Origin of the sequence: Pectobacterium wasabiae CFBP 3304, assembly GCF_001742185.1 — a bacterium.
Classification (GTDB): Bacteria; Pseudomonadota; Gammaproteobacteria; order Enterobacterales; family Enterobacteriaceae; genus Pectobacterium; species Pectobacterium wasabiae.
In genome coordinates this window covers 1,238,771-1,263,881 of the sequence record NZ_CP015750.1, presented here as the reverse complement: position 1 = coordinate 1,263,881, position 25,111 = coordinate 1,238,771, and the positions used below count along the sequence as shown (strand labels likewise).

Annotated in this window: 24 protein-coding genes; 20 read left to right on the top strand and 4 right to left on the bottom strand. The window is 52.2% G+C overall.

Annotated features, from left to right (window positions below):
• Positions 1–4: 4 nt before the first annotated feature.
• The 10 genes from bioH to A7983_RS05675 all read left to right on the top strand — a co-directional run bounded on the left by bioH (position 5) and on the right by A7983_RS05675 (position 11,514).
• On the top strand, positions 5–772 hold the full coding sequence (gene bioH / locus A7983_RS05720; RefSeq protein ID WP_005969338.1) for a pimeloyl-ACP methyl ester esterase BioH: 768 nt from the start codon (positions 5–7) through the stop codon (positions 770–772).
• A 307-nt stretch (positions 773–1,079) separates the two neighbouring features.
• Positions 1,080–4,190: a multidrug efflux RND transporter permease AcrD gene (gene acrD, locus A7983_RS05715; protein ID WP_005969339.1), complete on the top strand. Its 3,111-nt coding sequence runs from the start codon at positions 1,080–1,082 to the stop codon at positions 4,188–4,190.
• Positions 4,191–4,392: 202 nt separating this feature from the next.
• On the top strand, positions 4,393–4,731 hold the full coding sequence (locus A7983_RS05710) for a hypothetical protein (RefSeq protein WP_235778049.1): 339 nt from the start codon (positions 4,393–4,395) through the stop codon (positions 4,729–4,731).
• A gap of 292 nt (positions 4,732–5,023) precedes the next feature.
• Entirely contained in the window at positions 5,024–6,769 is a 1,746-nt protein-coding gene (locus tag A7983_RS05705; RefSeq protein WP_005969344.1) for an alkaline phosphatase, read from the top strand.
• 12 nt (positions 6,770–6,781) lie between these two features.
• Entirely contained in the window at positions 6,782–7,261 is a 480-nt protein-coding gene (locus A7983_RS05700) for a hypothetical protein (protein WP_005969346.1), read from the top strand.
• Between the two features lie 8 nt (positions 7,262–7,269).
• Positions 7,270–7,962: an ABC transporter ATP-binding protein gene (locus A7983_RS05695; RefSeq protein WP_005969348.1), complete on the top strand. Its 693-nt coding sequence runs from the start codon at positions 7,270–7,272 to the stop codon at positions 7,960–7,962.
• Positions 7,959–9,317, top strand: a complete 1,359-nt coding sequence (locus A7983_RS05690) for an FtsX-like permease family protein (protein ID WP_005969349.1) — start codon at positions 7,959–7,961, stop codon at positions 9,315–9,317. Before A7983_RS05695 ends, A7983_RS05690 begins: the two co-directional genes overlap by 4 nt.
• Positions 9,318–9,558: 241 nt before the next feature.
• Positions 9,559–10,440 carry an SUMF1/EgtB/PvdO family nonheme iron enzyme gene (locus A7983_RS05685; protein WP_005969350.1) on the top strand — a complete coding sequence of 294 codons (882 nt, stop codon included), beginning with the start codon at positions 9,559–9,561 and terminating at the stop codon, positions 10,438–10,440.
• Complete coding sequence (locus A7983_RS05680) at positions 10,430–10,963, top strand: carbapenem self-resistance protein CarG family protein (protein WP_005969351.1); 534 nt, start codon at positions 10,430–10,432, stop codon at positions 10,961–10,963. Before A7983_RS05685 ends, A7983_RS05680 begins: the two co-directional genes overlap by 11 nt.
• Complete coding sequence (locus A7983_RS05675) at positions 10,960–11,514, top strand: hypothetical protein (protein ID WP_005969352.1); 555 nt, start codon at positions 10,960–10,962, stop codon at positions 11,512–11,514. The genes A7983_RS05680 and A7983_RS05675 overlap by 4 nt, the downstream gene beginning before the upstream one ends.
• A 72-nt stretch (positions 11,515–11,586) precedes the next feature.
• Here A7983_RS05675 and kduI read toward each other — a convergent pair whose 3' ends face one another.
• From kduI to A7983_RS05655, 4 genes are all read right to left on the bottom strand, one after another.
• Positions 11,587–12,423, bottom strand: coding sequence for a 5-dehydro-4-deoxy-D-glucuronate isomerase (gene kduI / locus A7983_RS05670; protein WP_005969357.1), 837 nt, complete (start codon positions 12,421–12,423; stop codon positions 11,587–11,589).
• Between the two features lie 12 nt (positions 12,424–12,435).
• Complete coding sequence (gene kdgT / locus A7983_RS05665) at positions 12,436–13,392, bottom strand: 2-keto-3-deoxygluconate transporter (protein WP_005969359.1); 957 nt, start codon at positions 13,390–13,392, stop codon at positions 12,436–12,438.
• A gap of 358 nt (positions 13,393–13,750) precedes the next feature.
• Positions 13,751–14,539, bottom strand: coding sequence for an IclR family transcriptional regulator (locus tag A7983_RS05660; protein ID WP_005969361.1), 789 nt, complete (start codon positions 14,537–14,539; stop codon positions 13,751–13,753).
• A gap of 232 nt (positions 14,540–14,771) precedes the next feature.
• Complete coding sequence (locus A7983_RS05655; protein WP_039478768.1) at positions 14,772–17,105, bottom strand: Tex family protein; 2,334 nt, start codon at positions 17,103–17,105, stop codon at positions 14,772–14,774.
• Between the two features lie 93 nt (positions 17,106–17,198).
• On the opposite strand from A7983_RS05655, the gene A7983_RS24120 reads away from it, so the two are divergent.
• The 10 genes from A7983_RS24120 (at position 17,199) to A7983_RS05610 (ending at position 25,102) form a co-directional block, all read left to right on the top strand.
• Positions 17,199–17,390, top strand: a complete 192-nt coding sequence (locus A7983_RS24120) for a hypothetical protein (protein WP_152413531.1) — start codon at positions 17,199–17,201, stop codon at positions 17,388–17,390.
• Positions 17,391–17,455: 65 nt separating this feature from the next.
• Positions 17,456–18,571, top strand: a complete 1,116-nt coding sequence (locus A7983_RS05650; protein ID WP_005969366.1) for a 1-propanol dehydrogenase PduQ — start codon at positions 17,456–17,458, stop codon at positions 18,569–18,571.
• 125 nt (positions 18,572–18,696) lie between these two features.
• Positions 18,697–19,386, top strand: coding sequence for a phosphate propanoyltransferase (gene pduL, locus A7983_RS05645; protein ID WP_005969369.1), 690 nt, complete (start codon positions 18,697–18,699; stop codon positions 19,384–19,386).
• 87 nt (positions 19,387–19,473) lie between these two features.
• On the top strand, positions 19,474–20,229 hold the full coding sequence (locus A7983_RS05640; protein ID WP_005969373.1) for a flavoprotein: 756 nt from the start codon (positions 19,474–19,476) through the stop codon (positions 20,227–20,229).
• Positions 20,211–20,483 carry a EutN/CcmL family microcompartment protein gene (locus A7983_RS05635; RefSeq protein WP_005969376.1) on the top strand — a complete coding sequence of 91 codons (273 nt, stop codon included), beginning with the start codon at positions 20,211–20,213 and terminating at the stop codon, positions 20,481–20,483. Before A7983_RS05640 ends, A7983_RS05635 begins: the two co-directional genes overlap by 19 nt.
• A gap of 20 nt (positions 20,484–20,503) precedes the next feature.
• Positions 20,504–21,016, top strand: coding sequence for a GlcG/HbpS family heme-binding protein (locus A7983_RS05630; protein ID WP_005969379.1), 513 nt, complete (start codon positions 20,504–20,506; stop codon positions 21,014–21,016).
• A gap of 22 nt (positions 21,017–21,038) precedes the next feature.
• On the top strand, positions 21,039–22,250 hold the full coding sequence (gene tdcD, locus A7983_RS05625; protein WP_005969381.1) for a propionate kinase: 1,212 nt from the start codon (positions 21,039–21,041) through the stop codon (positions 22,248–22,250).
• A 205-nt stretch (positions 22,251–22,455) separates the two neighbouring features.
• Positions 22,456–22,737 carry a propanediol utilization system shell hexameric protein GrpH gene (gene grpH, locus A7983_RS05620; RefSeq protein ID WP_005969382.1) on the top strand — a complete coding sequence of 94 codons (282 nt, stop codon included), beginning with the start codon at positions 22,456–22,458 and terminating at the stop codon, positions 22,735–22,737.
• Between the two features lie 21 nt (positions 22,738–22,758).
• The gene (gene pduB / locus A7983_RS05615; RefSeq protein ID WP_005969384.1) at positions 22,759–23,544 is read left to right on the top strand and encodes a propanediol utilization microcompartment protein PduB; all 786 of its coding nucleotides are present in this window, start codon (positions 22,759–22,761) and stop codon (positions 23,542–23,544) included.
• A gap of 49 nt (positions 23,545–23,593) precedes the next feature.
• The gene (locus A7983_RS05610) at positions 23,594–25,102 is read left to right on the top strand and encodes an aldehyde dehydrogenase family protein (protein ID WP_005969386.1); all 1,509 of its coding nucleotides are present in this window, start codon (positions 23,594–23,596) and stop codon (positions 25,100–25,102) included.
• The last annotated feature ends 9 nt before the right edge of the window (positions 25,103–25,111 follow it).

Here is a 25,111-nt window from a genome sequence, read left to right as displayed (position 1 = left end):
ACTGATGGCAGCGTTGTATTGGCAGACTGAAGGCGCAGGAAACACGGATCTTGTGCTGCTGCACGGGTGGGGATTGAATGCGCAGGTATGGCAGAACATGGTTGTGCGACTCGCGCCGCATTTTCGCCTGCATCTGGTCGATCTGCCGGGCTATGGCAGAAGCCAGGGATTTGGGCCGATGTCCTTGAATGACATGGCGGACAGCGTGCTGACGCAGGCACCGGATCGCGCCATCTGGCTGGGGTGGTCGCTTGGTGGACTGGTTGCCAGCCAAATTGCGCTAAGCGCCCCTGCACGGGTGGACAAGTTGATTACCGTGGCGTCATCGCCCTGTTTCAGCGCCCAGGGGGACTGGCCGGGCATCAAGCCAGATGTATTGCAGGGCTTTCAACAGCAGCTCAGCGAAGATTTCCAGCGCACGGTCGAGCGGTTTCTAGCGCTGCAAACGCTGGGAACGGAGAGCGCACGGCAGGATGCAAGATTGCTAAAAAGCGTGGTACTGGAACAGCCGATGCCGTCAGTCGACGTGTTGAACGGTGGGCTGGAAATTTTGCGTGAAGCCGATTTGCGCCAGCCGTTAGCCGATGTGGCTGTGCCGTTTCTGCGGCTCTATGGTGCGTTAGACGGGCTGGTGCCGCGCAAAGTTGCCGGACTGCTGGAGGAACAATGGCCGAACTCGACGTCGGTGGTGATACCAAAGGCCGCACATGCGCCGTTTATCTCGCACCCGGATGCCTTTTCCGAGCAGATAATCGCGTTCGCTCAGGCGTAACCGACGATAATTTACATTTTCTCCTCAATTTCTCCACGATTTAACCGATGCTGGCAGTTAAGGTAATTTGGCTCGCTGTATGCGTAATGTCGGTCGTTTCAAGATCGAGATACCGGGGGCTACCACGGTGTGAGGTATCCCTACGGGAACCCCATCACCGTGTTTCCCCCTGAATCCATACTGAAGCGATCGGCATTACCTTGTATGCAGGGTTTTCTCTGGGTTGAATGAATCCGATTCTGTTCGATTATAAATAGGCTGCTCATGAAGCAGCCACGTCAAAATATGGCTGAGGAGTATAGAAGCGATGGCGAATTTTTTTGTCGACCGTCCTATTTTTGCGTGGGTGCTGGCTATCCTTCTCAGCCTGTGCGGTATGTTGGCGATCAAGTCATTACCGCTAGAACAGTATCCCGATCTGGCACCACCCAGCGTAAGGATCACAGCTAACTACCCTGGTGCATCAGCACAGACGTTGGAAAATACCGTCACACAGGTTATCGAGCAAAGCATGACCGGGCTGGATAACCTGATGTATATGTCCTCGGACAGCAGCAATACCGGGCAGTCCCGAATTATGCTGACCTTTGAAGCCGGGACTGACCCCGATGAAGCCCGCCAGCAGGTGCAAAACCAACTGCAATCCGCGACCCGCAAGCTGCCGCAGGATGTACAGCAGCAGGGGGTTACCGTAAGTAAAACGGGTGATACCAATATCCTGATGGTCGCGTTTGTCTCTACCGATGGCAGCATGGACAAACAGGATATCTCCGATTATGTCGCGACAAATATTCAGGAGCCGATCAGCCGTATCAGTGGCGTGGGCGAGGTCGATTCCTATGGCTCGCAGTATGCGATGCGCATCTGGCTGGATCCGGCCAAACTGATGGACTACGCGCTGACGACCAGCGACGTGGTGCGGGCGATCGAATCGCAGAACAGTCAGGTTTCGGTAGGGCAAGTCGGCGGCGTACCGTCGGTGGATAATCAGGCGCTCAACGCGACGATCAACGCGCAATCTTTATTACAGACGCCGCAGCAGTTTCGCGATATTACGCTGCGGGTCAATCAAGATGGTTCTGCCGTCACGCTGGCTAATGTTGCGGAAGTGGAGCTGGGTTCTGAACGCTACGATTTTCTCAGTCGTTTTAACGGTCAGGCGGCCTCCGGTCTGGGCGTAAAACTGGCGTCTGGCGCAAACGAGCTGGAAACCGATAAACGCGTCAGAGAACGTATCGAGGAGCTATCGCAGTACTTCCCGCACGGGCTGGAAGCCAAAATCGCCTTCGAGACCTCCCCTTTCGTTAAAGCCTCTATCACCGATGTGGTGAAAACCCTGTTTGAAGCGGTGTTGCTGGTCTTTCTGGTGATGTACCTGTTCTTGCAGAACTTCCGCGCCACGCTGATTCCCACAATTGCCGTGCCGGTGGTGTTGCTCGGCACGTTTGCCGTGCTGTATGCCTTTGGCTTTAGCCTGAACACGTTAACGATGTTCGCGATGGTGCTGGCGATTGGCCTGCTGGTGGACGATGCCATCGTGGTGGTGGAAAACGTGGAGCGGGTGATGAGCGAAGAGGGGCTCTCGCCACGCGACGCGACGCGAAAATCGATGGGACAGGTGCAGGGGGCGTTGGTCGGGATTGCGCTGGTGCTGTCCGCCGTATTTGTGCCGATGGCCTTCTTTGGCGGCACCACGGGGGCGATTTACCGCCAGTTCTCTGTCACGATTGTGACGTCAATGATTTTGTCGGTGCTGGTGGCGATGATTCTGACGCCCGCACTGTGTGCGACGCTACTCAAGCCGCTCGCCAAAGGCCAACACCACGGTCGTAAAGGCTTCTTCGGCTGGTTTAACCGTAGCTTTACCCGCACGTCGCTAGGCTATGAACGTGGCGTCGGCAAGATATTGGTCAACAGCGGGCGCTGGCTACTGCTTTATATGGGCATCATCGGAATTATGGCCTTCCTGTTTTTCCGGCTGCCCACCTCGTTTTTGCCACAGGAAGATCGGGGCGTATTTACGACTCAGGTACAGCTTCCACCGGGATCGACGCAACAGCAGACCTTACAGGTGGTTAACAAGATCGAGCAGTATTATCTCACGCAGGAAAAGAGCACCGTGACGTCCGTATTTTCCACCATTGGCTCAGGGCCGGGCGGTAACGGGCAGAACGTGGCGCGACTGTTTGTGCGTCTAAAAGACTGGGATGCGCGCACCACGCCGGAGAGCAGTTCGTTTGCTGTCATCGAACGCGCGACCAAAGAATTTCGCAAGATCAAGGAAGCGCGAGTATTCGCCAGTAGCCCGCCATCGATTAACGGATTGGGTAGCGCTGCGGGTTTCGCCATGCGGTTACAGGATCGCGGTGGATTGGGGCACGATGCGCTGATGGAAGCGCGGGATCAACTGCTGAACATGGCTGACAGCAACCGCGAACTGACGCGCGTGCGCCATAACGGGCTGGATGATAGCGCACAGTTGCGGATTCATATCGATCAGCGCAAAGCACAGGCGCTGGGGGTCTCGGTGGATGATATTAACAGCACGCTGAAAACGGGCTGGGGCTCGACCTATGTGAATGATTTCCTTGATCGTGGTCGGGTGAAGAAAGTCTACGTGCAGGCGGCAGCGAAGTTCCGCATGCTGCCGGACGATATCAGCAAATGGTATGTACGCAGCAACCGCGGCGGCATGGTGCCGTTCAGCGCATTTGCACAAACCGTCTGGGAAACCGGTTCGCCGCGCCTTGAGCGTTACAACGGCTATTCGTCGCTGGAAATTGTCGGTGAAGCGACACCGGGTGTCAGCACTGGTACGGCAATGACTATCATGGAGTCGCTGGTGGCGAAGCTGCCGGAAGGCTTTGGGCTAGAGTGGACGGGGATGTCTTTACAGGAACGGCTGAGCGGGGCGCAGGCTCCGGCGCTGTATGCCGTTTCGCTGCTGGTGGTGTTCCTGTGTCTGGCCGCGCTGTATGAAAGCTGGACAGTGCCGTTCTCCGTCATGCTGGTGGTGCCGATGGGCGTGTTAGGGGCGCTGGTGGCGACCTGGGCGCGCGGTTTGGAAAACGATGTCTATTTTCAGGTTGGGCTACTGACGGTGGTCGGGCTATCGGCGAAGAACGCCATTCTGATTGTGGAATTTGCCAACGAGATGAACCAGAAAGGGAAGGATCTGGTTGAGGCCACGCTGGAGGCTTCCCGTCAGCGGCTGCGGCCAATTTTGATGACTTCACTGGCGTTTATCTTCGGTGTATTACCGATGGCGACCAGCAGCGGTGCGGGCTCAGCCAGCCAGCATGCGGTGGGAACGGGCGTGATCGGCGGCATGCTAGCCGCTACCTTCCTCGCTATCTTCTTCGTACCGCTGTTCTTTGTCGTCGTGCGTCGTCGCTTCCCGCTGAAGGAAAAGGGATGATAACGCCACGACTCTTGTTATCACGAGAGAATGGAGTAATGCGTTTGCATTACTCCTGCTGTTCAATCCCAGGAATGTTATCATTATCAATGACGGTGATTCTGGAATATGTTTAAACGATAAGGGAATATATGAGAGTTAATAATAAAATCGTTTTTTTTTTACTTTCATAGTAATAACGCTATGTGTTTTTTTTAAATTATTGACGATTGATAGTCTTTCTTACAAAAGAGAAAATTGGTTTTATGATCGTTTCTTTTCAATGGAAGCGATAAGGGAAGCCCCCCTTATCTCCCAGAACTACGTTATAACTTATTCAGCCCATGATGGTAACAAGCCGGAGACGAATATCCTGTTTTTTACGGGAACGAGCGATCGGTCTGAGCTTGAAAAATACTTAATAGTTAAGCGGTTTGTGCCTGAAATTATCGATGCTAATACGGTTCGTTGGCATTCGCCAGATTATAGTGAATATGATGTTTACCTGAGCGTTTATCCTGATAAAGAAGAAATTATTATGGCGGCGATCAGTCTTGATTAGGGACATTGAATATATATCTGTAATAATTAACGCTGCATGTGCGGTGGTTTTCCCGATTACCACCTTGGTCGGTGTGATTGGTGCAGTTCGTGTGGATACGACCAGTGGAAACCGAAACGTACACGTATGTGAAAATTATTCACTGTGCTCATCTACCCACGAGCTAACGCATGTTCATGCGTCACCAGACCTCTGTAGTCGTTTTATTACAAATTTTGTATTTTAGTCATCAAACTGTAAAAAAAAGTAACTACGTTATGTCCTGCTAAACTACGCAACCAAGGACATAACAATGAAAGCTCGCTGGTTACTGCCTTTACTGATTTCTGCTGCGCTGCCAGGAATGGTGCAGGCTCAGGCCATTTATCCCATTGACCGCGCCACGATGCTGGCAGGCGGAAAATTCGATTTTAAAGTCGAGTTTGATGAAGTGCTCAAGCCGGAAGATATCCGCATTCTGATCAACGGCAAAGATTACCAGCAGGTGCTGGGCAAAACGGCCTCATTTGTTGAACGTGAAGACGGCGGCAACGCTTCCACGATCTGGCTGCGCGACGTGAACCTGCCTGAAGCAGGCAAGTATGTGGTAGAAGCGGAAGCCAAAGGCAAAAAGACCTTGGTGAACTGGGACGTGTATTCAGTGTCCGGTCCGCGTAAAGCCAAAAACGTGATTCTATTCATCGGCGATGGCCTGTCCGTCGCACACCGTACCGGCGCGCGCATCCTGTCTAAAGGCGTGACGGAAGGGAAAGCAGACGGTCGTCTGGCGATTGATGACCTGCAATATATGGCGTTTGGCGGTACTTCCAGTACTGACTCCATCGCGGCCGACAGCGCCAACACCATGAGTGCTTACATGACCGGTCACAAATCCGGTGTGAATGCGCTGGGTGTGTACGTCAGCCGTAGCAAAAATTCACTGGACCACCCGAAGCAGGAAACGCTGGGTGAGTTGCTGACCCGCTCTACCAAAATGTCTGTCGGCGTAGTCAGCGATGCTGAACTTCAGGATGCGACACCAGCCGCTGTGGTTTCTCACACTCGCCGCCGTGCGGATAAAGCTGAAATCGTCGAGATGTTCTACAACGTGCAGCCTACGGTTATGTTGGGTGGCGGGTCTGCCTACTTCCTGCCGAAAAGCACGCCGGGATCAAAGCGTAAAGACGAAACCAACTACGTTGAGAAATTCCAGCAGGCGGGTTACTCACTGGTTACCGATGCGGATTCACTGAAGAAAAATGCGTCACAGGCCACCAAGCTGCTGGGGCTGTTCCACACCGGTAATATGGATGGGGTGATGGATCGTCGTTTCCTGAAAAATGACGTCGCCAAGAAATTCCCTAATCAGCCTGATCTGACTGAAATGACGCAGGCGGCGCTGGATGTGCTGTCCAAAAACCAAGACGGCTTCTTCCTGATGGTTGAGTCCGCGCTGATCGACAAAGCCTCTCACCCGCTGGATTGGGAACGTGCGTTTACGAACACCATCATGCTGGATCAGTCTGTTGCGATCGCCAAGAAGTTCGTGGAGAAGAATCCCGACACCATGATCATCGTAACGGGTGACCATACGCACGGTCTGTCTATCATCGGTACGATAGATGACAGCAAACCCGGCACCGAGATGCGTGAAAAAGTCGGTGTGTATGAAGATGCAGGCTATCCGAACTATAAAGACGCCAACAAAGACGGTTACCCGGATGATTTGAACGTCTCCAAACGTCTGGCGGTGTTCTTCAACAACTACCCAGACTATTACGAAACGTTCCGTCCGAAGCTGGATGGTCAGTTCGTTCCTGCTATCAAGAACGAAAAAGATGAGTACATTGCCAACAAAGCCTACGAGAAAGTGCCGGGCGCGGTCTTCCGTGAAGGGATCCTGCCACGCTCTTCCGATACTGGTGTTCATGCCGTTGACGATATGGTGATTCAGGCGAGCGGCCCAGGTGCTGAACGTATCCGTGGCTACATGGAAAACACCGATCTGTTCCGCGTGATTGTCGATGCACTGGCGGTAAAACCGCAAGACAAGAAGTAATCCTACGACGCTATGAATAATGCGAAATGCAGCAAAGCGGGGGCGACCCCGCTTTTATTCTCTTGGTTGCGTGCGGTGTTGATGTTGCTGCTCCTCGGCGGCATCGCCCCCGTGAACGCTGCGCAGTCTGAACTCTCCTTCGATAAGCTGTATGCCTCTTACGGCGTACTGGGTCTTGAATTCTCCAATGACGTCAAAGCACTCTCCGGTAAACGGGTAAAGATGCACGGCTTTATGGCGCCGCCGCTCAAGGCGGAGTCACAATTCTTTGTCTTAACTAAAATGCCGATGGCGCTGTGTCCTTTCTGCTCGTCCGATGCGGACTGGCCAGAAGACATCGTTGTCGTCTATCTCGCCAAGCGTCAGACCTTCGTACAGAACAACACCATGATTGAGGTGGAAGGGGTGCTGGAGCATGGATCGTGGACCGATCCCGAAACGGGTTTTGTCAGTCTGTTACGGCTGCGTGAAGCCACGTTCGATACCCTTTAGGAGTGCCGATGGCTGAATTATTGATTCAACACTTGAGTGTGACCTTCCCCGATACATCAGAGGCCGTGCTGGATATTCCCGCACTGTCTATTGGTGCCGGTGAACGGGTAGCGGTGATGGGGCCTTCTGGCTCCGGTAAGACCACGCTGGTCAATGCTATCACCGGTATGGATCACAGTGGAACAGGTCAGGTGCAGTGGGAAAACCAGGACATCTGGCAGTTGAACGAAGCGGAACGTGACCGCTGGCGTGCGCAGCACATCGGGCTGGTGATGCAGGACTTCCATCTTTTCCCCGGCCTGAATGCCATCGAGAACGTCTTGCTGCCTGCACAGTTTCACCACTGGCGGATACCGGCGTTGCTCAGGCAGCGGGCGGTAGACTTGCTGGCACAGGTAGGACTGGATACGGGGAAACGCCCGGTCGAGGTGTTATCACGCGGTGAAAAGCAGCGGGTTGCGGTAGCAAGAGCCTTGCTCAGCAAACCGGACATCATCGTCGCCGATGAGCCAACTGCCAGTTTGGATGCACAGAGCGGTGAGCAGATTGCTGACCTGCTGGTGACGCTGGCGCGCGAGAGTCGTGCAACGCTGATCGCCATTACGCACGATGCGCGTCTGGCTTCACAGATGTCACGCTGCATTCAACTGGAAAAAGGACGCCTCGTGGCGGACAAGCCCTATCTGGAGGATCGTGCATGATCCCATGGCGTCTTATCTGGGTCGACTGGCGTCGGCTATGGCCGGGTGTGCTGGTCGTGGTGTTGCTGATCGCGGTGGCGACAGCATTAAGTATTTCGGTGAGTTTGCAGGAAAGAGCATTACGCATGGGCAGCGCTAAGGCCGCCGATCGTTTTGATTTGGTGATCGGTGCGCCGGGAAGCGAAACACAACTGGTGTTGTCATCCGTGTTTTTGCAACCTTCTGCGCTGACGTTGATTCCCGCGCAGGTGTTAACCGATCTGGAGAAGAATCCGCTGGTGGCCTGGGCGGCTCCGGTTGCGTTCGGTGATTTCTATCAGGGGATGCCGATTATCGGCACCACGCCGCCGCTGGTCACGGATAACGGCAAGCGACAGCTCACCGCCGGACGCTTGTTCAACGACGGTTTTGAGGCTGTGGTCGGCGCACAAACGGGTCTGACGGTGGGGAGCACATTTAGCCCCATTCATGGTCAGGTAGGAACGGAAGGGGCGCACGCGCACGATAATGTCATCTATACCGTTGTCGGCGTGTTACCCGCGGACGGCAGCGCATGGGATAAAGCGATTCTGGTGCCGGTAAATGCCGTGTGGCGGGTGCATGGGATCCATCCACCGCATGATGCAGATGATGCGCATCACGATGAGCACGGCCACGATCACGAAGATGAACATCACGACGATGCTGGCGTGGCACATTCACCTGATGAGGAACCTCATTCTGAAGGTGAAGATCATCATGATGAAGCTACGCATCCGGCTACGGCTGCACATGATGACGATCATCACGATGTGGAAGCGCACGAGCACAAACATCAAGCGGGGCTGCCTGCAATTGTTGTGAAACCAAAAACAATCGCGGGTGCTTATCAACTGCGTTCGCTGTATCGCAGCAACACGACGCTGGCGGTGTTCCCCGGCGAAGTGCTGGTGAAGCTGTACTCAATGCTGGGTGATATCCGCGAACTGCTGACCTATATCTCACTAGGGACACAGGGATTGGTGGGCGTGGCGGTGGCGATGGTGGCAGTTATCCACCTGCGGCAGCGGCAGAAACAGATTGGTGCACTCCGTGCGTTTGGCGCACCGCGCTACGGCATTTTTACGCTGATCTGGAGCGGGCTGATGTCGCTGGTGAGTGTCGGCGTGCTGCTGGGTGTCGGTTTGGGCTACCTTGCGGCACGGGCGATTGCGGTGGTCATGAGCGAGAAAAGCGGCTTTGTCCTGCCAGTGACGCTGGAATGGGAAGATATTCACTTCATTCTGCTTCTATTGCTGGTTGCCGCTGTCGTCCTCACGATCCCGGCGATGCTGTCTTACCGGCAGTCTCCCGCCACGGCGCTGCGTGGTGAATAAGTGTGGCGAACAAGTGAGTCGACTCAATGTGTTGACTCATTCGCTACGCTAAGCCGTATTGACATCGGGCGCGTTGTTTTGGCGTCCGATGCTGTTTTTCCCCACCTGTAGACCCCGTTCGAACCGCTAATACCATGAAAAGCTTGTTCTATGGCTAGCTCAAACCGTAGGCAGCGTCATATACTCCGGCTACGAGTAAGCAAATGATGTTCTCTCCTCGGTACGGTCAACACGGATTGTTATGTTAAAGAACGGTTTTACCTTTTTGGGGCTGTGTTTAGTGCTACAGCCTGTCGCAGCGCTACCCGTTACGGAAGTTAAGATTAACGGGATGACGGAAATTAATGTCGACGGTGGCAATTTTTACGTGGGTTCCGTCTTTGGCCCAGAAGACTATGCGGCCCATGCCAACACGTCGATTCCCTCCTTTTCCATGACGCAAACAGAAATCACCTATCAGCAGTACCATGCGTTGCAAGACTGGGCGGAAGCGCACGGCTATCAGCTTAGCGGTGGCTGTAATGGCGCGACGTTTGAAGATTGCCTGTCGCCTGAACAGGATGGTGGGCAGCACCCTGTCACCAATGTTTCATGGTGGGATGCGGTAATTTTTGCCAACGCACTCAGCGAACGGCAGCAACGGCAACCTCGTTACCTCACCATTGACGGTAAGACGCTGAAGCGTGTACCAGAAGACGATAATGACAAGCTCATACGTGAAGATCCGCAGGCATCGGGTTACCGCTTGCCGACGCTGGCGGAATGGCAAATAGCGGCCCGAGGGGGCAAGAAGGGGCTTGCGGATGCGACTTATGGTTCTCGCTATGCGGGCAGCGAACAACCGGAGCGCGTGGCGCATTTTCCCTCGGATAAGCAATCGTTTGGTACGGTGCCAGTGGCATCGAAGCGCCCCAATTCACTGGGTCTTTACGACATGAGCGGCAATGTCTCTGAGTGGTTGAATGAGCCCTATGCGGTAGAGGGCGGCAAAACGATGTTCTACTTTTGCGGCGGAAGTTATCTGGAACAAGCGCATAGCCTGGCAAGCTGCGATCTGCATACGCCCGGCTTTTTCATGCCGGATATCGGTTTTCGATTGGTAAGGACGCGTGGTGATAAATAAATTCGTTGGTGGGGTGGTGTTTTGCGCCATCAGCAGCACTGCCGCGGCGCTGTCTCCCGTGGTGCTGAAAGACGGCATCAACCAACTGGATCTGAATCAGGACGGTGGGCAAGACTATGTTGTCGTGGCTCAATTTGACAACAATACCTCGCATCCTCATCTCGGGCTGACGTTCTTTATACAACGACCGGATGGCGGACACAGCATTATGCCGGTTGCCAACAGTAATACATTTACCTGGTTTGACTATCGACTGTCTGCCGCGGCGGATTTTCTGGTACAGGATAATCAACTGTTCTTGTCTGGAGGTCGCTACTTTCTGGTATCGGCAAGGAAGGAAGGGGAAAACGCATTTGATCCTGCAAAGGTGATTTTGACGATTTACGGTTTCAGTTCGTCGCAGGACGATCCGGGTGTGCCGTTGTATGAATGGTCAGAACGCAAGCGCGTGGTAACGCAAAATGCCTATCAATCCGTTGATGAGGCCTACAAGGAAGTTAATGAGGCGATGCTAGCAAAATGAAAACGTCGATACTAATCGCAGTAGGGCTACTGTCGCCTTTCGGGGCACTGGCACAGCTTAGCGAGCAGGATTATCAGCAGCGGGTACAGGATTTCTTTGATGCCGGGTCACCTTTGTGCCTGGGCGAGAAGCAGTGGCCGGTGCATAGCCCTAAAGGTGATGCGCCTTGGAACCGTGGGCGTTTGCACGCACTGGTAGACGCTGGTCTGGCCTATGCCACGCCGGAAGGAACCAGCACGGTATATCGTTTATCGCCTATAGGGGATAAGAACTGGCGTCAGTTCGGTGACCTGTGTTACGGCAGGATGCAGGTGGAGAGTATTGAGAAAGTCGATCGCGTGAATCAGGAACTGACGGTAGTGTATTTTACGTATCGTTTAACGCCACTGGAGAACTGGGCGCATAACCGGGCGCTACGCTTTGCCTTTAGCGAGCTGGATAATCTGGTTGGTGGCGTGGGAACTACACGCTATTCGGCCACCATTCGTGAAGCGTTGGGCGGGGCGGCGAAATTGCAGGATTACCCTGTGCCAGTAGAACTGGATTACTGACGCTAAATAAAAACAGGGTGAACATGGTTCACCCTGCTGCATTTTACTCTTTTGGCATCACGCCGAAAGGGATTAGCGTAAATCCAGCATCGCGATATGATCCATATCGTCAAACGTCAGGTTTTCGCCGATCATGCCCCAAATAAAGGCATAGTTTTTGGTGCCAACGCCGGTGTGAATCGACCAGCTTGGAGAGATCACCGCCTGCTCGTTATGCATCACCAGATGGCGCGTTTCATGGGGTTCACCCATCATATGGAAAACAATGGTGTCTTCCGCCATGTCAAAATAGAAGTAAACCTCCATTCTGCGCTCATGGGTATGAGTTGGCATTGAATTCCAGTTGCTGCCTTCTGCCAAACGCGTTAATCCCATGCTCAGTTGGCAAGTATCCACCACTTCTGGCACCAGATACTTGCAAATAGTCCGTTTGTTGCAGGTCGTGACATCTCCCAACGGCGCTTTTATCGCGTCATCCTGTGTGATGATGCGTGTTGGGTAAACGGCATGCGCTGGTGCGCTGTTATAATACAGTTTGGCTGGTTTAGCCTTGTCGAGGCTACTAAAGGCTAAGGCCTTAGCTCCCTTGCCGACATAGAGCGCTTCCTCGTTGCCAACCTGATAGCTTGTGCCGTCGATAACGATTTTTGCCGGACCACCGATGTTGATCAGCCCCAGTTCGCGTCGCTCAAGAAAATAGTTCACGCCAAATTGTTTACCGATGCCGTCATCAAACGTTATCTCGCCATCTACTGGCATGATCCCGCCCACAACAATACGGTCGATGTGGCTGTAAGTCATGGTGTAGTGGTTTGGCGTAAATATCTTCTCAATGAGAAATTTCTTTCTCAGTTCGGTGGTATCAAGCGTTTTCGCATGCTCACTGTGTACACTTTGTCTTACGTCCATTTTGCTACCTTTTTATGCGTGTTTAGGTGAAAAGCGTTTTGCCCATAATGCCGTAATGATGGGCACCAATATTGACGTCACAATGACGCTGGTGGCGACTAACGCTGTCGCCTGTTGAGCGACGGGAGCGAATTCTGGTGCCATATTCGCGATCAGCAGAGGCGTCGCGACGGCGGCTCCCGCGCTGCTGGATGCGGCCACACCCGCGGTTCCATTACCGCCGCCAATAAATTTATCCGCTAAAATCAATGGAATGCCGGTAACAATAATCACCAGTACGCCGAGGAAGATCCCTGCGAAGCCCGTTTGGAGGATCACCGATAAATTAATGGTGTTGCCCAACGCAAAGGCGAAGAAAGGGATCAGGGTTTGTACTGAATTACCGAACAGCTTTCTCAAATCCGGATCCAGGTTGCCCAACGTAAAGCCAATCAGGAAAGGCAGTACGGCGCCGACAAATAGCTGAGGTTCAAAGGTCGCGATACCGCTGGCACCCAGAATAGCCATCGTCATCAGCGGGCCGGATTCCAGAGACATCAGCACGAAGGCACCGGCTTCTTCTTTCGAACCGTATTGGTTCATCAATGCGGCATACAGCCCGCCGTTCGTCATGTCCATTGCCGCGACCAGCGCAAGAACGGAGATCCCTGCCAGCATGCCGTTTTGGATGCCATCTCCCGGCAAGAATGCGCCCGCGATCAGCGCGACAACCCAGGCGGTGGCGAGTTTTGTCACCACCAGAACACCTGATTTTCTCAGCATCGAGCCCGTTGCTTTAAGCTCAATGGATGCGCCCATGCAGAAAAACCAGACGGCCAGAATCGGGATCGTGCCGGTAATCAGGCCGTTACTGAACGAACCTAAATATTTTCCAGCCCCCGGCGTAAAGGTATTACAGAACGCGCCCAAAAAGAGCGGAACCAGCATTAATCCCCCAGGGATTTTATCAATAGCTTGTTTGATTTTCATAATAGTCCTGATTGTAAAAAATAAAATATACTTGTCCCGCCGTCAATGAAGACAGAGAGGTTTTTTATAAAAATAAATAGAAGGAAATAATAACGAGTGTGTTACTACCCCATTTCATTAGTTATTGAAGATGGTCGTCCTTATTATAAAGTTGATAATGCGTTTTTTCTTCACCTTAATGACTCTGTGTTCTTTAATGTTTTTTAGGTGATAGAAATCCTTCCCGTAATGCCTGGTTAGCTTTTACCGGTAATGATGTCGTGACATATTCGTCACGCTAGTTTTTGCGTGACTGTTGCTATATGAATTTCAATCAATGATAAATTGAAATTATCTGTAGCTGTTTAATAAAAATATCTTATCTGCTATCAATGCTCCGGCTATTAATATGGGCGGTGATAGCCTTGCTGGTTTTAATCAGGCTCGCCAGATGCTTCTCTTTTTTTCCATTAGCATATTGCGATTGCATACCATTAACGCCGATAGCAGCAATCACTTCACCATCCTGATTAAAGATTGGAGCCGCCATACAGCAGATTTCTTCTATATCTTCACCGTCATCTATTGCCCAGCCTTGTTCTTTAACGGTTTTCAGGTGTTGTAAGAAATCTTCTTTATTGGTAATGGTTCGGGGCGTTAAATACTCAAAGGTGCAACTGGCAATCAGCGATTCAATTCTGTCCTGTGGTAGCCAGGCTATGAGCACTTTTCCCAGAGACATACGGTTAAAAATGATTTTCTTACCTTCCCAGGATGTTTTTACAATGGCCTTGGGAGATTCCACTTTACTCAGGAAGAAACCATTGTCGCCGTCCAGAATACCAAGATGGCAGGTCAATTCCGTTTCTTTGACCAGTTCATGCATAAAGTTAATCGTATCTTTACGCAGATCAATATTCTTTATTACCAGACCACCTAGTTCAAACAGTCTCAACCCCAACACATAACGCCCGTCAGCACGCTGGCGTAATAGCTGTGTGATCACCAGCACTTCCAATAGATGATGTACGCTGCTTTTTGGAATAGACAAGTCAGTACATATCTCAGTGAAACTGGCTTCGTCACGTTTGGCAATGTAGTCAATAATCATCACTAAACGGACCGCCGCAGGCGCTTTACTGTGTTCGAGTTGTTGGAATATATTCATGGTGTTCTATATATAAAACTATGGTTTCCTATATAGAACAATAATAACGCAACGGTAATTTATTTACCTAGATACAGATCACAAATTAATCTCAAACAGGTTGAATATTTCAATATAAATGAAACGTAGTTTTATTAGGGAAACAAGATAGCGATATTCTGGCGGGAAAGAGAAAAATGCCTGACCTCATTTTCACAAGGTCAGGCATTTTTAAATAGTAGAAGAACGGTGATTAACGTTTTTTAAATGCGGCGGCCAGCGCATCGCCCATCGCGCTGTTGCCTGCTACAGGGGCGCTAGCAGGACGGGGGCGTGATTTACCTGTTGGCTGGCGCGCTGGGGTGGTGTTATCCGCGCGTGCATTACCACCGCCACGGCGCGATGCCGTGTCACCCGGCTGCTCATCAAGCCGCATGGTCAGCGCGATGCGCTTACGCTGCATATCCACTTCCATCACTTTCACTTTCACGATATCGCCTGCTTTCACTACTTTGTGCGGATCGTCGACGAAACGGTCGGCCAGCGATGAAATGTGTACCAAACCGTCCTGATGGACGCCGATATCCACAAACGCGCCAAAGTTGGTGACGTTGGTGACCGAACCTTCCAGAATCATACCCGGTAGCAGATCGTTTAAGGTTTCTACACCATCGGCGAAGCTGGCGGTTTTGAATTCAGGGCGCGGATCGCGACCCGGCTTTTCCAGTTCTTTGATGATGTCCGTCACTGTCGGCACGCCGAAACGCTCATCGGTGAAATCCGACGGTTTCAGATTACGCAGCGCGGTTGGATTCCCCATTAGCTCCTGCAACGCCTGTTCGGTTGCGGCCAGAATCCGTTCCACGATCGGATAGGCTTCTGGGTGAACGGTGGAGGCATCCAGTGGGTTATTGCCGTGGTTGATACGCAGGAAACCTGCGCACTGTTCAAAGGCTTTTGGCCCCAGACGGCTGACTTTCAGCAACTGTTCACGGTTGTGGAAGCGGCCATTCTCATCACGCCAGGTCACAATATTTTGCGCCATCATACGCGTCAGCCCTGCAACACGTGTTAACAACGCAACGGATGCCGTATTCAGGTCAACGCCGACGGCGTTTACGCAGTCTTCGACCACCGCATCCAGCTTCTTCGCCAGTTGGCTTTGGCTTACGTCATGCTGGTACTGACCGACGCCGATGGATTTCGGGTCGATTTTCACCAGTTCCGCCAGCGGGTCCTGCAAACGGCGGGCGATAGATACTGCGCCGCGCAGTGACACATCCAGATCGGGGAATTCCAGCGCGGCCAGTTCGGAGGCGGAGTACACCGACGCGCCCGCTTCGCTGACGATCACTTTCTGCGCCTTGATATCTGGGAATTGTTTCTGCGTGTCGAGGAAGAAACGCTCAGTTTCACGCGAGGCGGTGCCGTTGCCAATCGCCACCAGTTCAACCTGATGTTTGAGGCACAGTGCGGCGATGATCGGAGCCGATTTAGCGGCCTGGCCGGTATGCGGATAAATGGTGTCGGTCGCGACCAGCTTGCCGGTGGCATCCACTACCGCGACTTTTACGCCAGTACGCAGGCCCGGATCGAGACCCATAGTCGCGCGCATGCCCGCCGGAGCGGCCATCAGCAGGTCGTGCATGTTACGAGCGAAGACGTTGATCGCTTCGTCTTCGGCTTTTTCACGCACGCTGCCCATCAGTTCGGTTTCAAGGTGCAGCAGCACTTTGATGCGCCACGTCCAGCTAATGACAGCGCGCCGCCAGCTATCCGCTGCCGCATTGCCTAGCCGCAGATTCAGATGGTCAATAATAATCTGTTCGCAGTAGCTCTCGCGCGGTGTTTCTTCGTGTTGCGGATCGGCGTTCAACGCCAGTTGCAGCACGCCTTCATTACGCCCACGGAACATCGCCAGCGCACGGTGTGAAGGCACCTGAGCAATCGGTTCGTGATGATCGAAATAGTCGCGGAACTTCGCGCCTTCCTCCTCTTTACCTTCAACCACGCGGGAAACCAGATGGGCGTTTTTCCATAGATAGTTACGCACTTTTGCCAGCAGCGTCGCGTCTTCGGCAAAGCGCTCCATCAGGATATACCGTGCGCCATCCAGCGCCGCTTTTACGTCCGCCACGCCTTTCTCGGCATCGACATAAGCCTGTGCCGTCAGCTCTGGCTCCTGGCTTGGGTTTTGCCACAGGCCGTCGGCCAACGGTTCCAGACCGGCTTCAATCGCGATTTGTCCACGCGTGCGGCGTTTAGGTTTATACGGCAGGTAGAGATCTTCCAGCTCGGTTTTGCTCAACGTGCCGTTGATGGCAGTGGCGAGCTGGGCGGTTAACTTTCCCTGCTCGTCGATGGATTTCAGAATAGTCTGGCGTCGGTCTTCCAGCTCACGCAGGTAGCCGAGGCGTGTTTCGAGCTGGCGCAGTTGGGTGTCATCCAGCCCGCCGGTCACTTCTTTACGGTAACGGGCGATAAAAGGGACGGTATTTCCTTCGTCCAGCAGGCGGACAGCCGCGTCTACCTGCTCCGTGCGCGCCTGCAATTCGCTGGCGATAAGTTGGCTTAATGAATCATTCATAGGTCTGATATCAATCGTCATCAAGTTAGTGGAATAAATAAGTGGTGGAGTAAATTAAGTGGTGAATTAAACAAGTGAGGACAGTTATACGGATTGAGCGGGCAAAATGCCAGCCGCTGCCGTCTGGAAACGCTGATGATCTCGTGTTGTTCCGCACAACCCTCTTTTATTGCGCCGTTTACTGGCGGCTGTACTTTCTTGTCAATATCGGCATACGACAGCAACATAATCCTGACGCTGCACAATCATAGCCAGCCTCTTCTTCGTTACGCCATGACACCATGAGATCTCTTTTCATGGCCGGAGCTTGTATGCCGGTAATTTGTATTAAGAGATAAGGTAGTCGAGAGATGGCGAGCTATTTTTTTTCTATTCCGAAAGTCTATTTTGGCGAGGAAGCCATAGGCGCGTTGCGTCGGTTGAACCATAAAAAGGTTGGGATTGTTACTGACGATTTTATGGCTAAATCGGGTAAAACTCGCTATCTCATTAAGGAAATGCCACAGGCTTGCGTGTCTATTTTCAGTGACGTAAAACCCGATCCGAGCGTTGAGATCCTGCTGGCAGGGGCGACACAATTTAAAACCTTCAAACCAGACGTCATTATTGCGCTGGGTGGCGGTTCTTCGCTTGATGCCGCGAAAGGGATTAAGGTTGCTCTGGAAGAGTATTTTCCTGGTCACGCGATTGAGCTTATTGCCATCCCTACCACGAGCGGTTCTGGCTCCGAAGTCACTTCCTACGCCATTATCTCCGATCCGAAAAATGGCCGAAAATATCCCCTGATTGCAGACGAACTCGTTCCAGATTATGCCATCCTCGACCCGCATTTAGTGCTGTCTGTTCCCCGTCAGGTCGCGGTTGATACGGGTATGGATGTACTGACACACGCTATCGAAGCGTTGGTCTCATCTGGCGCAAATGATTTTAGCGACGCATTGGCAGAAAAAGCGATTGCACTCACCTGGCAATACCTCCCGCATGTTTTCCAGGATGAGACAAATATCCAGGCGCGAACCCATATGCACAACGCGTCCTGTATGGCTGGAATGGCGTTTAACTCCGCAGGTCTGGGGTTGGTACACGGCATGGCGCATGCGATTGGCGGCATGTTACACATACCGCATGGCAAAATTAATGCCATGCTGCTGCCTCTGATTATTGCCTACAACGCCCGTCACGCTCCTCACGTGATGGCGCGTTACCAGAAGTGTGCCGCCATCATGGGCTTGCCATCCGCCACTGCGGAACACGCTCTGAACGCGTTAATAAACAGTATTCGCGATATGAATCGCTATTTTGGCATTCCTGCCACGCTGCGGGAGTTGGGCAAAGATCTCACTGATTTCGAATCCTTACGTCAACCGCTAATCGCCGCTGCGTTAGCGGACGGCTGCACCGCATCGAATCCCTGTAAACCAAACGCCGTAGATATAGACCAGTTGCTGACAGAGATTGTCGGATAAATCTGGACAAGTTTGTCCTTTGATAAAAGGACGGTCAAAAAAGTCCTGCGTGACGGCAAAAAGCCTAATCCAGGACCGAATATTCTACCTATTGCTCTATCCATCACTTTCAGGTCGTTGACGTTATGAATTACAACCAACAGCAAGCCGAATTGATTACCCAGCAGATTCTTCAGGAGCTTGCAGCCCGTAACACCACGTTTGTTGACGTCCCGCCATCGCCATCGGCGCTGGAAATTCCCATTGGTATCTCTAACCGTCATGTACATCTGAGTCGGGAAGACATGGACGTATTGTTTGGCTACGGCTCCACGCTCACCCGAATGAAAGCGGTAAAGCAACCCGGTCAATATGCTGCCGAAGAAACGGTAACCCTGCGTGGGCCAAAGGGTGAGTTAACTAAAGTGCGGGTACTTGGGCCACTACGTAGCGCGACTCAAATTGAAATCTCCGTTTCCGACGGTTTTGTTCTTGGCGTAAAAGCACCGATCAGAATGTCTGGTGACCTACAGGACTCCCCAGGCATTGACATCATCGGTCCCTATGGGCGGGTGACTAAAACGGATGGCGTCATTGTTGCCTGGCGGCACATTCATATTTCACCGGCAGAAGCGGAGCAATATGGCCTGCGCGATGGTATGGAAATCGACGTTGGCATTGAAGGGCATCGTGGTGGAGTTCTGAGCCACGTTGTGGTTCGCGTAAGTGCTGATGCTGTTTTGGAAATGCATATTGATGTGGAAGAAGCAAACGGCTTTGGCTTGCGTAACGGTGATTGCATAAAACGCGTATTGACGGAATGCCATTATGGCTAAAAGCCCTGCAATCTGTCGGTTACATGATTTGGCTGTCTGCCAGGGTGCGCTTAGCGTTGTCATGCGCCGCCGCTGAGAAGGGAAACTATGGACTCGCAACGACTCTCGCACCTGCTTGATACCATCATTGATGATGTCTTGGCGCAACGGAAACAGCGCTTACAAACACGCAATAAGGTGATGCGAGTGGTGTTGAGCGGTGAAGATCTCACGACGCTATCAACCACGCTGGATTGCCTTGCGGCACTGGATCGTAGCGGCTATTTGCTCGTGATGATGTTTTCTCATAGCGCCATGCAATCGTCATTACACACTGCCTGCCTGGAAGGACTGGTACGACGTGGTATTGACGTGTTGTGCGACAGCCGAGAGCCGCATCAAACGGAGGACGCCTACAGTAGCCTCTATTTACCTGCGCTCTCCAGCAACAGCCTGAGCAAAATCGCATTGGGTATCCGCGATAATCTGGTGTGCCGCTGGGCTTTTCAGGCGCTGAGCGTGAATAAGGCCGTTATTGTCACGCTCAATACCGAATGTCGTCCTGACGTTGATAACCCGTTACCGCAAGCATTACGGGCGCGCCTTGCGGATTATGCCAATACGCTTGTGGAGTATGGTTTCACCGTGATCGGCCAACATCGTACAGGCACGAAACAAACGCTATCAGCGAGTCCCCACAAGCAATTGGTAACACTCAGCGATGTACGCGAATACCCGAGTGGACAGGTATTGCATATCGGGAACCGCACGCTAATTACCCCTTCCGCCCGCGATGAAATTCGGGATCGCGGAATCGTCATCGTTCAGAGCCACCTGGAGGAAACATGTATCTGGCAAAGGTAACCGGCGCGTTGGTGTCGACCACCAAACACGCTTCGCTCAATGGTGCAAAATTGCTGATTGTCGCTCGTCTGGATGAATACTATCAGCCCACAGGCACGGCACAGGTGGCTGTAGATTTTGTTGGTGCGGGCAATGGCGAAACGGTGATTGTGACCACGGGTAGCTCCGCGCGTATGAGTACCAGCAAAGAACACTCCGTCATTGATGCCGCCGTCGTCGGTATTGTTGATTCGCTCGATCTCAATGATCGGTAATTCCTACGTGAGGAAAAGCGATGCACCATGAACTGAATACCGAACTGGATCGCCGTATCAATGAGGCGATTTCGCGTCAGTTATCGCCACGCCGTCTCTCCTTAAGTCTGGCGCATGCCGCGCTGTTGGCAAAATATGCCAGCGAAGCGGCGGAAGATGCCAATGTTCCGATCGTTTTCAGTCTGGTGGATGCCAGCGGCCAGCAGCGCTACTTCTTTAGCATGGATAACGCATTACTGATTAGCCACACGCTCGCGGGGCAAAAGGCTTGGAGTGCCGTGGCGTTGAAAATGCCGACCCACACACTCGCGGAAAAAGTACAGCCCGGATCCAGCCTTTACGGTTTGCAAAATGAACCTGGCATTTGTTGTTTTGGCGGTGGATTGCCCTGCTGGTCAGACGGGGTGCTGTTAGGGGCTATCGGCATTAGCGGCGGTAGCGTTGAAGAGGATATTGCGATCGCCAGCGCCGCCCTCGCACGTTTCAGTCGTGAGCAATTCCCACTCACACCATTTAATGAACCGTTTTTTTAAAAAGAGATAGGCAGGGGTCATCATGTCGTTAGCTTCACTGGTTCTGGTTATTAATTGTGGTTCGTCTTCACTCAAGTTTTCAGTCATCCCACTCAATGAGGATGTCCCGTTGCTGTCTGGACTGGCAGAAAAGTTAGGGTTGGAAGAGGCTTGCATTACGTTTAAAGACGCGGTGGGTAATAAAACGACCACATTACTTACCGAATCCAGCCACAACAGCGCATTGAATACGCTCTTCGCAACACTTGATGAACGGATGCTACTGCCGCGCCTGTGTGCCATCGGCCATCGTGTTGCGCATGGCGGCAGTGATTTCAAACAGTCCGTGTTGCTCACCACTGAGGTGATTGCGCGTATTCGGGAGCTCTCCACTCTGGCTCCTTTACACAATCCTGCTAATGTGATCGGCATTGAAGCGGCGATGTCGCTGCTACCCGCGCTGCCGCAGGTTGCGGTATTTGATACCGCGTTTCACCAGACGTTGCCACCAGAAGCCTACACTTACGCCATTCCACTTGAGTATCAGCAGCAGCATCAGGTCAGACGATACGGTTTTCACGGTACATCCCACCGGTTTATTGCCGCAGAAGCCGTTACCAGACTGAAACTCAACCCAACCGATCATGGCATTCTTATTGCCCATCTTGGCAACGGTTCTTCGGTGTGTGCGGTAAAAAACGGCGAAAGCGTGGATACCTCGATGGGGATGACTCCACTGGAGGGGTTGGTGATGGGAACACGCTGTGGCGATCTGGATTTCGGCGCCGCGGCCTATATCGCCCGTTGCACCGGACAGACGCTCGAATCACTGTACAAAATGGTGAATAACGAGTCTGGTTTGTTCGGTTTGTCCGGCCTATCCAGCGATTGTCGTACCTTGCAGGACGCTCGTAGCAATGGCGATCCTCGCGCCACGCTTGCCATCGACGTGATGGTTCATCGTCTTGCTCGTCACCTTGGGGCTCACCTCGCCTCATTGCATCGATTTGATGCACTCATTTTTACCGGTGGTATCGGTGAAAATTCTGCGCTGGTGCGTGAACTCACCGCCGAAAAACTGGCGGTGTTTGGCGTGCATATCGATGCGCAGAAGAACGCGCAGATTTTTGCGGGTCGAGACGGTGTGATCTCGCTCCCTGGTTCACCGATTGTGGCGGTTATCCCAACCAATGAAGAAAAGATGATTGCGCAAGATGCTGCCATGCTCTCTGCCACCTTTGCGGCGGTCTCCTGAGTCAGGTGCAACGAAGGAGCATGTAGGGAGGATTTTATTGTCTAGGGTCATACCGAAAAACAAGAAAGTCTCTCTGACGGGCAAAACATTTTGTCCTTAGCGCAATAACATCATAGTGCATGAATTTATTAGGTACATGAATTCACCTTCGATGGGATTAATTCATTACTGACTTTTACTCTTACCTGGAAATATAGAGGTCATTATGCAACAAGAAGCATTAGGAATGGTTGAAACAAAAGGTCTGGTTTCTGCAATTGAAGCCGCAGACACCATGGTTAAATCCGCAAACGTCATGTTGGTGGGTTATGAAAAAATTGGTTCTGGATTAGTGACGGTTATGGTACGTGGTGATGTTGGTGCAGTAAAAGCCGCAACCGATGCTGGCTCTGCCGCTGCGGGTAAAGTCGGCGAACTGGTATCCGTACATGTTATTCCACGTCCGCATATTGAAGTGGAAAAAATTCTGCCGAAAGCTGTCAGTTAATAAAGCCAGAGGATACTGACCATGAGAGATAATCTTGTTGAACAGATTATATCTGAAGTAATGAATAAACAGGCTGATGTGAGCGAAAATAACAAAACCATAAATAGCGTTATTGGTTGCGGTTTAACGGAATTTGTTGGTACCGCTCTGGGACATACTATTGGGCTGGTTATTGCCAATGTCGATCATCAGTTGCATGAAATCATGAATATCGACAAGAAATATCGCTCAATCGGTATTCTTGGCGCGCGTACCGGCGCTGGCCCACATATTTTCGCGGCAGATGAAGCAATTAAGGCCACGAACAGCGAAATTCTTTCTATTGAGCTGGCTCGTGATACTGAAGGCGGTGGTGGACATGGGTGTTTAATCATTTTTGGTGCATCCGATGTGTCTGATGTTCGCCGTGCGGTTGAGGTCGCTCTGGGTGAAATTGAGCGAACGATGGGGGATGTTTACGGTTCACCGGCAGGCCATCTGGAATTCCAGTACACCGCTCGTGCCAGCTATGCCCTCAACAAAGCGCTAGGCGCACCAGTGGGTAAATCCTTCGGAATGACTTGTGCTTCTCCTGCCGCGATTGGTGTGGTTGTCGCCGATGCCGCTGCAAAAGCGGCTGTTATCGAGCCAGTGGGCTATGCCAGTCCTGCACACGGCACCAGTTTTAGTAACGAAGTGATTTTCACTTTTTCTGGTGATTCTGGCGCAGTTCGTCAAGCGGTTATTTCGGCAAGAGAGGTCGGGAAGAAACTGCTGGCTACTCTGGATCCGGCACCAATCAAATCGACAACGACACCGTACATTTGATGGCGAGCGGCAACGTGTGTGAAGCGATGTGAAGTAAGGAATGTAAAGCATGAACGATCTTGAAATTACTCAGGCCGTTTCCCGTGCCTTGAGTAAATACACCAAAACAACGCCAGAAGCACAAGAGCACAGCGGCCCTTCTGCAACTCCAGCGCCTGACCGCGACAACATTGAAGCGATTGTCGCCAGTGCGCTGGCAAGACGAGCGGGTGCCGAGCCTGCTGCCGACCAAACGTCTGGAAATGGCGCTTTTGCGACGATGGATGAAGCGATTGCCGCAGCACAACATGCGCAAATTCAGTATCGCCACTGCTCAATGCAGGATCGTACCCGGTTTGTTGATGGCATTCGCAAAGTTTTCCTGCAGGAAGAGGTATTGCAGGCCATTTCCAAAATGGCGGTGGAAGAGACTGGCATGGGTAACTATGCCGATAAATTGGTAAAAAACCGCGTTGCTGCACAAAAAACACCAGGCGTTGAAGATTTAGCTACGAGCGCATTGAGTGGTGATGGCGGCCTGACGCTGATGGAATACTCCGCCTATGGCGTAATTGGTTCGATCACGCCGACCACTAACCCGACGGAAACCATTATCAACAACTCCATCGGCATGCTAGCGGCAGGCAACACCGTGGTGTTCAGCCCTCATCCACGCTCACGTAATGTATCACTGCACTGTGTTGCGTTGATCAATCAGCAACTGGCTCGGTTGGGTGCGCCAGCCAATCTGGTCGTGACCGTGACTAAACCGTCGATTGATAACACTAACGCGTTAATCAACGATCCTCGCGTCAATATGCTGGTCGCGACAGGTGGCCCAGCCATTGTGAAAACGGTGATGTCGTCCGGTAAGAAAGCCATTGGTGCCGGTGCAGGCAATCCCCCCGCCGTGGTGGATGAAACTGCCAATGTCGAGAAAGCTGCCCGGGATATCATCAACGGCTGTAGTTTCGACAACAACCTACCTTGCGTGGCGGAAAAAGAGGTCATTGTCGTTAACGAAGTGGCTGATTACCTTATTCATTGTATGAAAAAAAGCGGGGCCTGGCTGCTATGCGATAAACAGCATATCCAGCAATTGCAATCGCTCGTGCTTAATGAAAAAGGTACCGGCCCGAACACCGCGTTCGTGGGTAAAAATGCCCGCTTCATTCTGCAGCAGATTGGTATCAGCGTGCCGGAAGAGATTAAAGTGATTTTGATTGAAGCCGGGCGTGACCATCCTTTCGTCGTGCATGAATTAATGATGCCGATTCTGCCAGTGGTACGGGTAGAAAATGTCGATGAAGCGATCGATCTCGCGGTGAAGGTAGAGCATGGCAATCGTCATACCGCCATGATGCACTCCACCAATGTTGAAAAACTCACCAAGATGGCGCGTCTTATTCAGACGACTATTTTTGTGAAAAATGGTCCCTCATACGCCGGAATTGGTGTGGGTGGTGAAGGTCATGCCACGTTTACTATCGCCGGGCCAACCGGGGAAGGGCTGACCTCCGCGCGCACGTTTGCCAGAAACCGTCGGTGCGTGATGGTCGAAGCGCTCAATATTCGCTGATATTAGCAG